The organism is Endozoicomonas sp. G2_2, assembly GCF_017744135.1.
In the GTDB taxonomy this organism is placed as follows: domain Bacteria; phylum Pseudomonadota; class Gammaproteobacteria; order Nevskiales; family Salinisphaeraceae; genus Salinisphaera.
The window spans coordinates 158,848-174,261 of record NZ_JAGHQU010000007.1 but is presented as its reverse complement, the minus strand read 5'-3'; the positions used below and the strand labels follow the sequence as shown (position 1 = coordinate 174,261).

Annotated in this window: 10 protein-coding genes; 3 read left to right on the top strand and 7 right to left on the bottom strand. The window is 64.5% G+C overall.

Going from position 1 to position 15,414, the window contains the following annotated elements; all coding sequences use genetic code 11:
- The first annotated feature begins 131 nt into the window (after positions 1–131).
- From J7355_RS10510 to J7355_RS10500, 3 genes are all read left to right on the top strand, one after another.
- A complete protein-coding gene (locus J7355_RS10510) occupies positions 132–1,196 on the top strand; it encodes an aldo/keto reductase (RefSeq protein ID WP_209062419.1) in 1,065 nt (354 codons plus the stop codon).
- A 978-nt stretch (positions 1,197–2,174) separates the two neighbouring features.
- Positions 2,175–3,008, top strand: a complete 834-nt coding sequence (locus J7355_RS10505; protein WP_209062418.1) for a PHP domain-containing protein — start codon at positions 2,175–2,177, stop codon at positions 3,006–3,008.
- Positions 3,009–3,096: 88 nt separating this feature from the next.
- On the top strand, positions 3,097–3,894 hold the full coding sequence (locus tag J7355_RS10500) for a hypothetical protein (RefSeq protein WP_209062417.1): 798 nt from the start codon (positions 3,097–3,099) through the stop codon (positions 3,892–3,894).
- Positions 3,895–3,901: 7 nt separating this feature from the next.
- On the opposite strand, the gene J7355_RS10495 is transcribed toward J7355_RS10500, so the two are convergent.
- The 7 genes from J7355_RS10495 to J7355_RS10465 all read right to left on the bottom strand — a co-directional run bounded on the left by J7355_RS10495 (position 3,902) and on the right by J7355_RS10465 (position 15,182).
- On the bottom strand, positions 3,902–5,467 hold the full coding sequence (locus J7355_RS10495; RefSeq protein ID WP_209062415.1) for a sulfite reductase subunit alpha: 1,566 nt from the start codon (positions 5,465–5,467) through the stop codon (positions 3,902–3,904).
- 76 nt (positions 5,468–5,543) lie between these two features.
- Positions 5,544–7,463, bottom strand: a complete 1,920-nt coding sequence (locus tag J7355_RS10490) for a NirA family protein (RefSeq protein WP_209062414.1) — start codon at positions 7,461–7,463, stop codon at positions 5,544–5,546.
- A 49-nt stretch (positions 7,464–7,512) separates the two neighbouring features.
- Positions 7,513–10,188, bottom strand: a complete 2,676-nt coding sequence (locus J7355_RS10485) for a nitrate reductase (protein ID WP_209062413.1) — start codon at positions 10,186–10,188, stop codon at positions 7,513–7,515.
- Positions 10,188–11,453 (bottom strand): FAD-dependent oxidoreductase, encoded by a 1,266-nt coding sequence (locus J7355_RS10480; protein WP_209062411.1) that lies wholly within the window; start codon positions 11,451–11,453, stop codon positions 10,188–10,190. Before J7355_RS10480 ends, J7355_RS10485 begins: the two co-directional genes overlap by 1 nt.
- Positions 11,454–11,466: 13 nt before the next feature.
- Positions 11,467–12,834, bottom strand: a complete 1,368-nt coding sequence (locus tag J7355_RS10475) for an MFS transporter (protein ID WP_209062408.1) — start codon at positions 12,832–12,834, stop codon at positions 11,467–11,469.
- 48 nt (positions 12,835–12,882) lie between these two features.
- Entirely contained in the window at positions 12,883–14,259 is a 1,377-nt protein-coding gene (locus J7355_RS10470; protein ID WP_209062406.1) for a CmpA/NrtA family ABC transporter substrate-binding protein, read from the bottom strand.
- A 353-nt stretch (positions 14,260–14,612) separates the two neighbouring features.
- Positions 14,613–15,182: an ANTAR domain-containing protein gene (locus tag J7355_RS10465; RefSeq protein ID WP_209062404.1), complete on the bottom strand. Its 570-nt coding sequence runs from the start codon at positions 15,180–15,182 to the stop codon at positions 14,613–14,615.
- Positions 15,183–15,414 lie beyond the last annotated feature (232 nt).

Genomic DNA, 15,414 nt, shown 5'->3' with positions numbered 1-15,414 from the left:
CAGGCGAGGCGCTATTCTAGTTTGTTTTGCTGCACCGCAACAGCCGCCTGCGCGCCGCGTATCCAAATCGAGGTTTGAAAGTCCTCGGCCACATACCAAGCTTCAAGATACAGCTACGCAATGAGGCAGTTATGCAGTACCGAATCCTCGGCAACAGCGGCCTGAAGGTTTCCAAGCTCACCCTGGGCACCATGACCTTTGGCGGCGAAGGCTTCATGTCGAAACTCGGCAATACCGACGTCGACGGCGCTCGCAACCTCATCGACAAGAGCATCGATCACGGGGTCAACTTCTTCGATACCGCCAACATGTATTCGCAGGGCCGTTCGGAAGAGATTCTGGGCAAGGCGCTGGGCGCCAAACGCAACGACGTGCTTCTCACCACCAAGGTGCGTTTCCCGATGGGCGACGGCCCCAACGAGGGCGGTCTTTCGCGCCTGCATATGCGCGAGCAGGTCGAGGCCAGCCTCAGGCGGCTCGACACCGAGCATATCGATGTCTACCAGCTGCATATGTGGGACGGCACCACGCCGCTGGAAGAAACGCTGCAGACGATGGACACGCTCGTCGGTCACGGCAAGATCCGCTACTACGGCATCTCCAATTTCTCAGCCTGGCAGGCGATGAAGGTAATGGCCGTCTGTGAGCGCGAGGGTTTCACCAAACCGATCAGCCAGCAGATTCATTACACGCCGCAGGCCCGCGAAGCAGAGTACGAGCTCATGCCCATGGCCCACGACGCCGGGCTGGGCACGATGATCTGGAGCCCGCTGGCGGGCGGCCTGCTGTCCGGCAAGTACCGCCGCGACCAGGACACGCCCGAGGGCACCCGCTTCGCCGAAGGCTGGCAGGAACCGCCGATCCATGACGAGAAGCGCCTTTTCGATCTGATCGAAACGCTGATCGAAGTCGGCGATGCGCACGGCGTGTCTGCCGCGCAGGTCGCGCTGGCCTGGATCACCGAACGTCCGGGCGTGACCACCGCCGTGATCGGCGCTCGCAAGGCACACCAACTGGAAGACAACCTCGCCAGTGCCCAGCTCGAACTCGGCGCCGACGAGCACGCGGCGATCGAAAAGGTCAGCCGGCCGCATCTGGTCTATCCCTACTGGCATCAGGCTCTGAACGCCGCCGACCGGTTTGGCGCGGCGGACTGGGTGTTGCATGCCGATCACGCAGAGGACTATTCAGATTGATGATCCTGTTTCGCCACGCGACGCGAAACCGCAGGTTGGCCGGGCTGCCCAGCACCAATGGAGTCGCGGCCTTGGATCAACCCAGTTTGAATCAACGGTGCGGGTTAATTTTCACTTGAGGTTTCGCGCTGATGCGCGAGTGTCTTTTATTTGCTTGTCCAAATAAAAGTCACCAAAACAAAAGACACCCTGTCTTGCGTCGGCGCTCCGCGCCGATGCCCTCCCATCGCGGCCCGCAAGCGGGTCGGCCGGAAACTCGCTGCGCTCAAACATCCGGCCGTCTTGATCCGCTTGCGGCCCGCGCTGCTCGGCGCTACGCCCAAGGGGACCGAATACAGACAAAGACCGGCTCGCTAACGCTTCGCAAGCAAGATCGCGAAGCGATCTTCGCCGACAACGCCGGAGGCGAGTCCGACCGGAACGCAGCCAAACACCGCAACTTCGACTTGGCAGCTGTTTGAACTCCACGGTCGGGTAGGCCGCACCTGTATTCGGGTCCCGTGTGGCGCGACGAGAAGCGCAGGGTCGAAGGGTGTCCGGCGCACTGCGCCGGTGCGGACAGTTGTCTGAGCGTCGCCAAAGCGACGCGAGCCTAGTTAACTGACTAGGGCCGCATCCCTTCGGACCGAGCATCGCAGTGCACCGGCGCGCTTCGCGCCGGCGCGTAACCCGGGTGTCTTTTTCCTTTGCTTACTTTCTTTTGGACAAGCAAAAGAAAGTGAGTCGCACTGCAGTGCGAAACAAAAGGTGCGACGAACTCGTGAGTGCGGAGAACGTGCGGCCCGAACCCACCATTATCGAATCGGCAATCCAGACGAACTGGCACGTCAGCCCTTTCTCGCCCCAGCAACAACGATGGAAACAAGCCCAGGCAGCAACAGCATGCGTGCTGCAATTTGGACGCCGCGCCTGAAACCGCAAACCAACGGCCTGCAAACCCAACCGGGATCCACACACCGAACATGCGACCATACACGCGTGATCGATCTCCACGCCCACTCCACCTGCTCCGACGGCCGCCTGACGCCGACCGCGCTCGTCGCGCGCGCAGCCGAAGCCGGCGTGACGACCTTCGCGCTCACCGATCACGACACCGTCGACGGCCTCGACGAGGCCCGAACCGCCGCCGACACTCACGGCATGACATTCATCAACGGCGTCGAGATTTCGGTCACCTGGCAGCGACGAACCCTGCACGTCGTCGGCCTGGCGTTCGACAGCCGCAATCCATCGCTGGCCAACGGTCTGGCGACGCTGCAACAGGCGCGGCGCGATCGCGCGGCTCGCATCGCAGCCAAGATCGAGAAGCTCGGCGTTACCGACGCACTGCCCCGTGCGCAGGCAATGGCCGGCGCCGGCCAGATCACACGACCGCATTTCGCCCGCCTGCTGATCGAGGACGGCATCTGCCGTGACAACAACCAGGCATTCAAGAAACATCTGCGGCCGGGCCGCGATGCCCATGCCGCGATCGAATGGGCCGCACTGGAATCCGCGATCGGCTGGCTGCATGCAGCCGGCGGCATTGCTGTACTCGCTCATCCGTTCGGCTACGGCTTTTCCGGTGCCTGGCGCCAGCGCGCGATCGCGGCCTTTGCCGACGCCGGCGGCGACGGTCTGGAAATCTGTACCGGCACCACCGACCGGCAGAAGGAAGTCACCGCCGCGCGCGACGCCGCGCAGCACGGGCTCGTCGGCTCGGTGGGTTCCGATTTCCATGCGCCGGAACAATTCTGGCTTGGGCTCGGCCGCCTGCGTGCACTCCCGGGCGATATGAACGCCGTCTGGCACGACGCGCGATTCAAGGCCTGAGGCAATTTCCGGTCAACGCCGGCACGTTGCGCCCGCGCAGCCCCCACAAGCACTATGCCAACGGGGAGAATCACACAAGAAAAACATCGTGAATACCGCAACGACGCGCCATGTGGCGCGGCTGCTGGGCGCTGTTGCCTGCCTGGCGACCGCGGGCTCGGGCATCGCCGACGTCGGCCCTGACGACGAAATCTACTCGCCACAGGTCGAAACGGGCGAATTCGAGATCGAGGCGCGCTACTACGATTTGAACGGCAATAGCGACGGCGCCAACGCCACGCATGAAACCCGTATCGAGATCGGGTACAGCCCGACCGATTTCTGGCGTGCCAGCGTGTCGCCAGTACTCGTGAACGGCCCGCGCTCGGCCACGCATCTGCACCAGATTCAGATCGAGAACGTGTTCGCTTTGCCCGGCAACGGCCACGGCGTATGGCCGGACGTCGGCATATTTCTCTCGTACGAGATCGGCACGATCGATAACGCCGAGGACGAGCTGGTGATCGGGCCGGTGTTCGAGAAGCAACACGGCGCCTGGCTGTTCAACGCAAACGTCTTCATGGACCGCGCGATGGTGCACGAGCCCGATGTCGGCCTGAGCTACGGCTGGCAGGCGCGCTGGACACCCACTTCAGGGCCTTTCGACCTGGGCGTGCAGGGCTTTGGCGAGCACGAATTCCTCGATGAAGAAGACGAAGACGATTCAGCCTATCCGCATGCACCCGACTACGCGCCCGGTCATCGGGCCGGGCCGGCGCTGTTCGGCAGCGTGGCCACCGGCGAGGAATCACGCCTGAACTGGCAGCTCGCGCTGCTGTTCGGTCTCGACGACGATGCCGCGAATCGCACTCTGCGGCTGGCGGTCGAATACGAGATCGAAGGCTGAGCCCTGCTCAATACACGTCGCGCAGATAGCGATGCTCGGAGGCTAGCGTTTCCACATAGCGCCGGGCTTCGGCTTCGCTCATGCCGCCCTGCTCGGCCGCGATGTCGTGCAGCGCGGCGTCCACGTCCTTGGCCATGCGCTCGGCGTCGCCACAGATATAGATCACCGCGCCCGCCTCCAGCCAGGCCCAGAATTCGCGCGCCTGTTCGCGCATGCGGTTCTGGACATAGACCTTGTCTTGCTGGTCGCGCGAGAAGGCCAGCGTCAGGCGGCTGATCAGCCCGTTGTTGCGCCATTGTTCGAGCTGCTCGCGATAGATATGGTCCTTGGCACTTTCCGGGTTGCCGAAGAAAAGCCAGTTGCGCCCGGCGTCGCCGCGCGCCTCGCGTTCCTGCAGAAAGGCGATGAACGGCGCGATACCGGTACCGGGGCCGATCATGATCGCCGGGTGATCGGGATCGACGTTCACGCGAAACTCGTCGGAACGCTGGATATAGACCGGCACCTCACCGTTGCGCGACAGGCGCTTGGCCAGGAACGTTGATGCCACGCCCTTGTAGCCGCGGCCGTAGACCGCGGTTTTCACCACCGCCACGGTGGTATGAATTTCGTTCGGGTGCTTGCGCGCGGATGAGGCGATGGAATACAGCCGTGGCTGCAGCGGACCGAGTTCGTCCACCAGCTTCTGCACGTCGGGCCGCGCGCTCGGGTAAACGCGCAGCAGCTCGAGCAGACTCTGACCTTCTTCGGCACCACGCTCGGAGAGCATGCGCAGGTCTTCGGCCTCTTCGGTATCCGCCGCGGATTCGGCCAGCAGCGCGATCACTTCGTCGCTGGGCTTGGTGATATCCACTTCCTTGAGCAGCACCTGGCGCAGCAGCTTGTTCTCGCCGCTCGGCGCCTTCACCTTCTCGCCGCCGGAGGCCTCGATATCGGCGAGGATGGCATCGACGGTACGCGGGTCGTTCTCGGGAAAGATGCCCATCGAATCCCCGGCCTCGTATTCGATGCCCGAATCGCCGAGATCGATCACCACGTGGCGCGTATCCTTCGTCGAGCCCTCGGCATTGAGCGGTGTGCTCGACTTGAGCTTGGCCATGTAGGGGTTATCACGCGTGCCGAGCGGGCCTTTCTTCTTCGGCTTGGGTTCGGGCTTCGGTTCCGCTTCGGCGTCGTCGGCCGGCTTGTCGGCCTCGTGCTCGGCGACCAGCTCCTTGAGCTTACGCTCGGTCTCCTTCGCGCCGGGCACGCAGCGGTTGAGATCCTCTCCTTCGAAGGCGATGGCCTCTGCATAGGTCTTGCACAGATAGCCGCACTGTCCACAGTCGAGCTGGGCCATCGCGGCCATCAGCTGACGCTCGTGCGGCTTGTCCTCGGCCAGTGCCATGCGCTCGTCCATTTCCATGGCCGGGTCGTGCCAGGGAAAAGATTCCTTGGCCTCGCCGCCGCCCTGGTCGGCGCCGCCGAGAGAGCCTTCCCAGCCGGCCAGCGCGGCGATCAGGCCGTTGAGCCATTCGCGCTGCTCGGCCGGAAACGGCGCGTCCTCGGGAATCAGATCGACTTGTGTGGGCATGTGCTACCTCGTTCTGCACGCCGGCGCTCGGGCGACGCGGCGCAAGGCTGTTGGGCGTGTCTTGAGCCATTCAGGCTCAGGCGGTGTTCTTGGTCCGGGCGGGCTGCCGGTCGTAGTCATCTTGTGCGGCTTTGTCGCGGGCGGTCTTGGCTTTTTCCGGCGTGTCCGCTTTGGCCTCGGCTTCGGAGTACGCCTTTTCCTCGGATTCACGCTGGACCGCCGCGGCCTTTTCCAAGCGTTCGGCAATCCGCTGTTTGAACTCGTCGATATCCTGGCGCCGGGCATAGGCGACAAACCGCTCGCCTTGGTGGCGCTCGTCCAGATACAGGCCGAGCAGGTTCTCGAGATAGGCATTCAGATGGACGGCCGGAATCGATGTCGCGAGCTCACGGGCGATGCCTTCCTCGTCCTCGTACCCGCCGCCGATATAGACATGGAAACCGTCCACCTGATCGGCTTCGTCCGGGTCCTCGGCGTCCGGGTCGGCCACGCGCGCACCGAGCAGGCCGATATCGCCGACATAGTGCTGGGCACAGGAGTTCGGGCAGCCCGTCATATGGATATTCAGCGGCTCGTCGAGCTCGAGCTTGTCCTCGATATGATCGACGAGCTTGAGCGCATTGCCCTTGGTCTCGGCATTGGCGAACTTGCAGCCGAAGCTTCCGGTACAGGCCACCATGCCGGTACGCGCGGGGCTGGCGTTTACGTGCAGGCCGAGCTTCTCGATCCCGGCCACGAGCGTCTTCATGTCCGACTTCTTCACGTTCCCCAGCACGAGGTTCTGCCAGACCGTGGTGCGCATCTTCGCGTCGGCATAGCGATCGGCAAGATCGGCCAGGCCGTGCATCTGCGGAATAGTCAGCCGGCCAACCGGCAACACGATGCCGACATACTGCTTGCCTTCGACCTGGTCGTGAATACCGACATGGCCGGCCTTGTCTACCGGTGCGCGTTTCTCGCAGCGCGACAGCGGATAGCGGCGCAGCGTGAACGGCAGTTGTTTCTGTACCTCGCGCATGAACTTGTCGAAGCCCCAGCGATCGAGCACGTATTTCAGGCGTGCCTTGTCACGGCTGGTGCGGTCGCCGTTGGCAAGAAAGACATGCAGCACGGCATGGGCGACGGCCACGCATTCCTCGGGCTTGAGCATGACGCCGGTATCGCGGGCAAAGTCCTTGTGGCCGGTAATGCCGCCCAGCCCCATACGGAAATACGGCCGGCGTGGCAGCGGCCCGTCGGCCTTCGGCAGCACGGCGGAGAAGCCGATATCGTTGGTGCCTTCCAGCGCGCTGATCCGCCCCCCGCCATCAAACGCGATATTGAACTTGCGCGGCAGACCGTAGAGCTCGCGGTGATTGAGAATGTGGTGGTGCATCTGCCGGCAGTACGGGGTGACGTCGATCAACTCATCCGGGTCGATCCCTGCGAGCGGGCTGCCGGTGATGTTGCGGATGTTGTCGCCGCCGCTGCCCTGATTGATGATGCCGACATCCTGCAGGCCCATGAGCACGTTGACCGGATCCTTCGGGCCGATCTCGCGAATCTGCAGGTTGGCGCGGGTGGTGACGTGGGTATAGCTGCCGCCATAGGTGTCGGCCAGATCTGCCACCGCGCGGAACTGGTGTGACGAAAAGATCCCGCCGGGCATGCGCAGCCGGCACATGTAGCTGTCCTGATTGGGGGCGACATAGAACATGCCGCGGCCTTTCATCAGGAACACGTCCCCGCCCTTCGGATACTCGCCGAGGTCTGCCAGCTGGACCATCTCGTTCCACATGTCGTTGGGGTTGAGATCGGCCTTCGCTTCTTCCTGGCCGGTCAGCTCGCCGCCCATGGCCTGGGCGCGAATACGGGCCTGGGTATGAAAATCGTCCGGGCGCAGCCGCTTGCCGGTGGTCAGCCCGGTCATGCCGGGCACGCCGCGGGCGATATGCAGACCGGCCGTCACGCCCTTGAGATAGCGTTCCTGGCTTTCGTCGAAATCCTGTGTGCTCATGGTGTGTCGATCCGTGTTGTCGAACCGTTGTCGATGAAATCGGGATGAATCATTCGCCGGCGTGCGCGTCGATGAGCGCGGCGATCTCGGGCTTGCAGGAACCGCAGTTGGTACCGGCATCCAGCGCTTCGCCTACGGCGGCCACGCTGTCCAAGCCGTCTTCGGTGATCGCGCGCTGGATCGTGTTGCGACCCACGCCAAAACAGGAGCAGATCTGCGGGCCGACATCCTTGCTGGCCTCGGCCGGGCGGCCGGCAAGCAGACCGGCGCGTTCGCTCTCGTCCACCGCTTCGCCGGTAAACAGGCTGGCCAGCCAGCTGCGATCCGGAAGTGCGGCCGGCTCTGGCGCGATGAACACGCAGGCCTCGATATGGCCGGCGTCGAAATGAGCGGCCCGGTAGCGCCCGGCCGCCTCGTCGTGGGCCTCTACCCAGTCGGCGCTGCGTGCACCCACGCCGATCCAGCCGCGCGCGGTCGCGGCCCAATCGTCAGGCGTGTGCAGACCGGCGATCTCGTAGCGGTAGAAACGCTCGCCCGGCACCTTCACCCAGTAGTCGATGCCCGCCTCACCGTTGAGCCGCAACGGCCGGCTGGCGAGGATGAAGCCGTGCCAGGCCGCCTCGAACGGTGCGATCGCGGCAGGCGTGTGCTTGAACTCGGGCTCGCCGGAGATCGGGCAGACCGCCGGGTTGGCGAGCGCACCCACACGGGCCTTTGCAGCGAACTGGTCGTTCCAGTGCATGGGCACGAACAGCGTGCCTTCACGCTGGCCATCGCTGACGATCGTTCGCACATGCGCTTTGCCCAGCGCGGTCGAAACGGTAGCGATCGCCCCATCGATCACGCCGAAGCGTTCGGCATCACGCGGATGAATTTCCACGAACGGCTCCGGAATATGCGCGGACAAACGCGCGGATTTGGCCGTGCGCGTCATCGTGTGCCAGTGATCGCGCACGCGGCCCGTATTCAGCGCCAGCGGCCATTGATCGCTGAGGGCATTGGCCGGCCCGCGGGGCGTGACCGCGATCAGATGCGCCTTGCCGTCCGCGGTCGGATAGATACCGTCGGCGAACAGGCGCCGGCTGTCGGTGCGCGCCGGCATCGCGCCCGCGGCGCGCAGCGCTTCGGTGCTGTAGACCGGCCAACGCAGCGGCTCGAGCGTGTCGTATTCGGCATCCGACAGATCCGCGAGCCCTTCGAGATTGAGTACGCGCTCGCCGTTGTTTTCGAACACGGTGAGCGCGGCATGCTCGCGAAAGATCGCGGCCGCGCTGTCGAAATCGAAACCCGTGCCGAAACCCATCCGGCGCGCGACTTCGCAGACGATCCACCAGTCCGGCTTCGCCTCGCCCGGCATGGGCAGAAAGTCGCGCTGGCGCGAGATGATGCGTTCGGAGTTGGTGACCGTGCCGCTCTTTTCCGCCCAGGCCGCGGCCGGCAGCAATACGTGGGCCCGGTCGACGGTATCGGTATGGCGCATGCAGTCCGAGACCGCTACGAACTCGCAGGCCTCCAGCGCCCGTTTGGCGCGGTCCGCGTCCGGCAGGCTGACCAGCGGATTGGTGGCCATGATCCAGACCGCTTTCACCTGCCCGGCCTCGATCGCCTCGAACAGTTCCACCGCCTTCAGGCCCGGCTTGTCGGCGATCGCCGGCGAATCCCAGAACCGCTGTACGCGCTCGGCCGCGTCGAAGCCCATATGCGCGGCCAGCGTGCTCGACAGGCCGCCGACCTCGCGGCCGCCCATGGCATTCGGCTGGCCGGTGATCGAGAACGGGCAGGCGCCCGGCTTGCCGATGCGCTCGGTGAGCAGATGGCAGTTGAGAATGGCGTTGACCTTGGCGGTGCCCGCCGAGGACTGGTTCACGCCCTGGGAGAAGACCGTGACCGTGCGTTCGGTCTGCGCGAACAGCTCGAAGAAGGCCTTGAGGGTATCGGCGTCCACGCCGCAGGCTTCGGCGACGTCTTCGAGATCGCCCATCTGCCGCGCTTCGGCCACGGCGTCCCGCGCACCCGGCAGATCGCTATCGAAGCCGTTTTCGGCGAGGAAGGCCAGCAGGCCGTTGAACAGATGCACGTCTGTGCCGGGCGCTATGGGCAAATGCAGGTCCGCCCCTTCGGCAGTGGCGGTACGACGCGGATCGATCACTACCCGTTTCTTGTTCGGATTGTTTTCTTGGGCGGCGACGATGCGCTGATAGACCACCGGATGGCACCAGGCCGTGTTGGAACCAACCAGCACGACGAGGTCGGCTACTTCGAGATCCTCGTAGCAGCCGGGCACCACGTCCTCGCCGAAGCCGCGCTTGTGGCCGGCCACTGCCGAGGACATGCACAGCCGCGAGTTGGTATCGATATTCGCCGAGCCGATATAGCCCTTCATCAGCTTGTTGGCGACGTAGTAGTCCTCGGTGAGCAGCTGGCCGGAGACATAGAAGGCCACAGCGTCCGGGCCGTGTTCGGCGATGATCGCACCGAAGCGGGCGGCGACTTCGTCCAGCGCGTCGCCCCAGCTCGCCCGCCGGCCGTCGACCACCGGATGCAGCAATCGGCCTTGCAGCCCTACGGTGTCCGCCAGTGCCGTGCCTTTCGAGCACAGGCTGCCGAGATTCGAGGGATGCGCGGTATCGCCGGCCACGCTGACCGCATCGTTATCGACCACGGCATTCACGCCGCAGCCCACGCCGCAGTAGGGACAGGTGGTGCGTGTGGTCACCGCGTTCATCAGGCAGCCTCCGCGTCCACGGGTTTTGCGTCGGGGAGATAGGCCTGACCGAACAGCAGCAGATCCCGAAAAGCCGAGACGTCCGCGCCCTCGCGCATAAGCTTGAAATACCAGCCGCCGTCGCGGGTATCGCCATAGAGCACGACGCCGACAATGCGATCGTCGCGCAGCACGATGCGCTTGTAGACACCACGGCGCACATCGGAAAACGTCAGCGTTTCGGTGCCCTCGGCGTCGGAAAAATCGCCGGCGGAATAGACATCGATGCCAGTAACCTTGAGCTGGGTGGCGGTCACCGAGCCTTCGTACTGGGTATGGCCGCGATAGGCCAGATGATTGGCACAGACGCTGGCCTGATCCCAAAGCGGCGCGACCAGCCCATAGACCGAATGGCGATGCTCGACGCATTCGCCGACCGCATAGATACGCGGATCGTAGGTCTGCATCGTGTCGTTGACCACGATGCCCTTCTCGCAGTGCAGACCGGCGGTCTTCGCCAGTTCGACATTCGGGCGGATGCCCACGGCCATGACCACGATATCGGCATCGATCTCGGAGTCGTCGGCATCGTCGAAGCGCAGGCCGGTCACACGGCCGGCTTCGTCGCCGAGGATGGCCGCGGTCTTCGCGCCCATGCGAAACGACAGACCGCGCTGGGTGAGCGAATACTGAAGCAGATCGGCCGCGGTGGGGTCGAGCTGGCGCTCCATGAGCGTGTCCATGAGGTGGACGATGGTCACGTCCATGCCGCGCTTGTGCAGCCCGTAGGCGGCTTCGAGGCCCAGCAGCCCGCCGCCGATCACTACAGCCTTGCCGCCCTTTTCGCTGGCTTCGACCATGCGATGCACGTCGCCGATATCGCGAAAGCTGATCACGCCGTCGAGCGTGTGGCCCGGCACGGGCAGGATGAACGGCGTGGAGCCGGTTGCGAGCAACAGGCGGTCGTAGCCGATCTCGCGGCCGGTATCCGAGATGACCATCCGACGGCGCCGGTCGATATCGACCACGGCCTCGCCGGTGTAGAGCGTTATCCCGTTGTCTTCGTACCAGTCGCGGCCGTGGGTTTCGATCTCCTCGAACGCCTTGTCGCCCGCGAGCACCGGCGAAAGCATGATGCGGTTGTAGCTGACATGCGGCTCGGCGCCGAACACCGTCACGTTGTAGCGTTCCGGTGCGGCCTCCAGCACTTCCTCGAGCGTGCGCAGCCCGGCCATGCCGTTGCCGATCACGACCAGATCGAGTTTGGGTTGCGTGGTTTGGCTCATCTCGGTGCCCCGGCTAGGCTGGCTCCGGCTCGTTGCCGCCGCGCGCCTTGATCGGGTCGTCGCCGGAAGAGGCGGAATCGAAAGCGGCTTTTTCCTCGGCCAGCACCTCCGGCGAGAAGCGCACGAAGAAGGCAAAGAACGAGCAGACCATCACCGCACAGCCGAGAAACATCAGCCCCTGGCCGTAGGACAGCGATTCGCTCTTGAACAGGAAGCCGGCGAGCACCGCGCCCGCGTTGCCGCCCGCGCCGACGATGCCGTTCACCCCGCCCAGCGCCTTCTTGTTCATGAACGGCACGATGCCGAAGGTCGCGCCCTCGGACATCTGCACGAACAGACTGAACACGATCATGGTGGCGATCGCGGTGGCCAGCACTTCCATCTGCGAAAAGGCCACCAGCGCGATGCCCTCGATGAACATGGCGAGAAACAGGAAGCGCACGCGCCCGGTCAGGCCCATATAACGGGCCGACAGATCGGAGAAGAAGCCGCCCATGGTGCGGGCGAAGATGTTCATCAGCCCGAACAGGCCGGCGATGAGGCCGGCGGTTTCCAGATTGACGTCGAAGTTGTCGAAGAAGTAGATCGCGGCAACGTTGTTGATCGTCAGCTCGACGCCGAAACAGCCGGCATAGACCACGAACAACGCCCAGACGCGATAGTCGGAGGCCGCCTTCTTGAAGCTGGCCATGCCGCCGTTCTCACGGTCCGCCGGCGGGATCTTGCCGGCGGCGCGCAGATCCGAATAATTGCCGTCCGGCGCATCCTGGGTGAACTTCAGGTAGGCCAGGCCGAGCAGGAACAGCATGATGCCGGGCACGACCATGGCCAGGCGCCAGCCCACCGCCTCGCTCACGCCCAGCGACACGATCGCTGCAAAAACCAGCGGCATGACGATCTGGGTGGTACCGCCGCCGAGATTGCCCCAGCCGGCAGTGGTGGCATTCGCGGTGCCCACGATATTGGGCGCGAACATCACGGCCGTGTGGTACTGGGTGATCACGAAGGATGCACCGATGGCGCCGATGCAAAGGCGCGCGATCAGAAAGCTTTCGAAGCTGTCGGCAAAGCCGATGCACATCACCGGCATCGAGCCGAGAATCAGCAGCGTCGAATAAGTCTTTCTCGGGCCGAACTTGTCGCACAGCGGGCCGATGAGCAGGCGCACCAGCACCGTGATCGCCACCGAGGCGATGATGGTCGAGCCGACCATCGACTTGTCGAGGTTCAGGTCCTCGCGCACCACGGCCATCAGCGGCGCGATGCCGAACCAGCCAAAGAAACACAGATGAAAAGCCAGCCAGCTCATATGGAAGGCGCGCATCTGTACCGACTTGAAGTCGAACAGGCGGATGCGGGTGGCCTTGTTGGCAAGTTCCATGGGGTGGGTGCTCCTGCTTAAAGAAGAATGGACGGTCGAGCGCGAGGCCTAGCCGTAAGCGGCCGCCGCGCGGGCGCCCGCCACGGGCGCCTCCAGCGTGGAATTGAGGGCAGCAAAGCGCTCGAGCAGCGCGGGCGGCATGCGCGGTGCGGCATCGGCCAGATGCCCTGGCAGGTCCGCGGGATCAAAGACACGGCCGTCGAGAAAGCGATCCGACGCCATCTCGATCACGCCGCCTTCGCGGGCCGTAATCGACCATGGCCCGGCGTGCGCGCCCTCGGTCTTGTGATCACGATCGGGACAGGCGATGCCGAGCGGCGCGACGGCTTCGCGATAGATATCCGGGCGATAGACGCCGGCGGCGGTGGCAGCCACATCGATCGCCTCGCCGAGCTGGCCCCAGCGCAGCATTTCGGCGATGAACCACATCGCATGCGAGCGCCAGGGAAAGGTCGCGGCATGACGATGGAACACGTTGAAATACGGCGCCGGCCTGGGCGCGGCGCCGGGCCGGTAGCAGAACCGGCCGGTAAACGTACGCCGGATCACTTCGACCGGCGCATCCACATACTCGGGCGCGGCAATCGCTTCCGCGGCTGCCTCGCGGTTGTCGTGGCCGTCGAGCCAGGCCGCGGTACGCACGAGCGCGCGAATCAAGGCGCGATGGGTGCGCGGATAGGCCTCGGCCCATTCGCGGGTCACGCCCAGCACCTTTTCCGGCGCGTTATTCCAGATCTCGTAGCCGGTGATCACGGCATGGCCGAGCCCGGCACGCACCGCCATCTGATTCCACGGCTCGCCGACGCAGTAACCGGCCAGGCGCCCGGCCTGCAGATTGGCGACCATGCGGGCCGGCGGCACCACGATCAGGCGCACGTCGCGATCGGGATCGATGCCCGCGGCGGCCAGCCAATAGCGCAGCTGATAGTTGTGGGCCGAGGCCGGATGCACCATGCCAAAAGTCAGCGGCGCGAGCCCGGCTCCACGGTCGGCTTCGATCACACGGCGCAACGCGGCGGCACTACAGGGCCGTGCCGACATCGCCAGCGGATCGGCCGCCTGCATACGCTCGTACAGCGCGCTCGAGAGCGTGATCGCATTGCCGTTCAGGCCCAGCGAAAGCGCTGTCACCATCTCGTGTGGCGGCGCGCCGACCCCAAGAGTCGAGGCGATCGGCATACCGGCGAGCATTTGGGCGCCATCAAGCAGGCCCAGCGCCACCTTGTCGCGGATCGCCGCCCACGAGGCCTCCCGCGACAGCGTCACGTCGAGGCCTTCGGCTGCGAAGAAACCCGCCTCGCGAGCCATCACCAGCGGCGCGCAGTCGTTAAGCGCAATGAAGCCAAGCGTGAGCCGGGTACGTTCCAGGCCGGCATTGGCGCTACGCCCACCGCGTCCGAAGTTTGCCTCATGCCATGTCGTCATCGTGCGTGTTCCTTGCAGCCAGCCCGCGCTGTTGTTGCGCGCATAAAAAAAGCCCGGCCGCACGCGTATCGAATCGACGCATGCGTAGCCGGACTTCGTTGTCCCAATCAGATTGTGGCGGTCGCCGCCCGCATCGCTTGATCGAGATCGACCCATAGCGGCGAGAACAGACGCGCAGATGATCCGTAGCGAGAACCGTGCCAACCCCACGCTGTCGCCAGCGCGGCCGTTCGGGCGCAAGGGATTGACGCCGCACGGGCGTTCTTCAAACCCCTGCGGTGTGGGTCTCGCGAGCCGCACCGGTGCATTCGCAAAGTGCGCGTCGCACCCTATTCGTGCGCGCCGGCATTCTTTTAGTCGGCGGCTGCGCGCACCATCAGCTGCCGCGCGATTTCCGGCAACGGCAGACCGTGATCCATCGCGGTCTTGCGCAGGCGGGTGTAGGCCTGCTTCTCGCTCAAGGCACTGCGTTCCATAAGCAGACATTTGGCCCGGTTGATGGCCTGTCGATCGGCCAGCGTTTCCCGGGTCTCGGCGAGTTCCCGCTTGAGCGATTCCATCTGCTGCCACTGCCGCATCGCCACATCGACGAGTGAACGCACCAGCGCCGGCGACAGCCCTTCCATCACGTAAGCGCTGATGCCGGCTTCCGAAGCGCGCGCCATGAGATGCCGGTCGTCACGCGACGCCAGCATCAGCAATGGTTTCGGATAGTGTTCGCCGAGCGTCGCCACATCCTCGAGCACGTCGCGTGACGGGGAATCCGCGCCGACGATCACGGCATCCGGCGCCAGCCGATCGACCGCCGCGTAGAGATCGGCGTCCTCGCTGACCACGGCCACGACATCAAAACCTGCCTCGGAGATCACCGCACGCAGTGCAGATAGCCGGTCCGAATGACGATCCACGAGCAGCACACGCATGATCAGCACACCTCCGCACAACTGATGCGTAAATAGCCGCAACAAACATGCCACCGCCGAATGAAATGCAAGGCGAGCGCGGCACGGCAGGGCGCGCTCCGCGCACATGCCATACGCCGGCAAACCCTTCGCGATACAAGCATTTCGCTTGATGACACAGTGTTTCGAAAATTCTGGAATTCCTGATTATCGTTCGCTACTCTAGTGTTTCGAAAATCCGCGGCACTCGCGT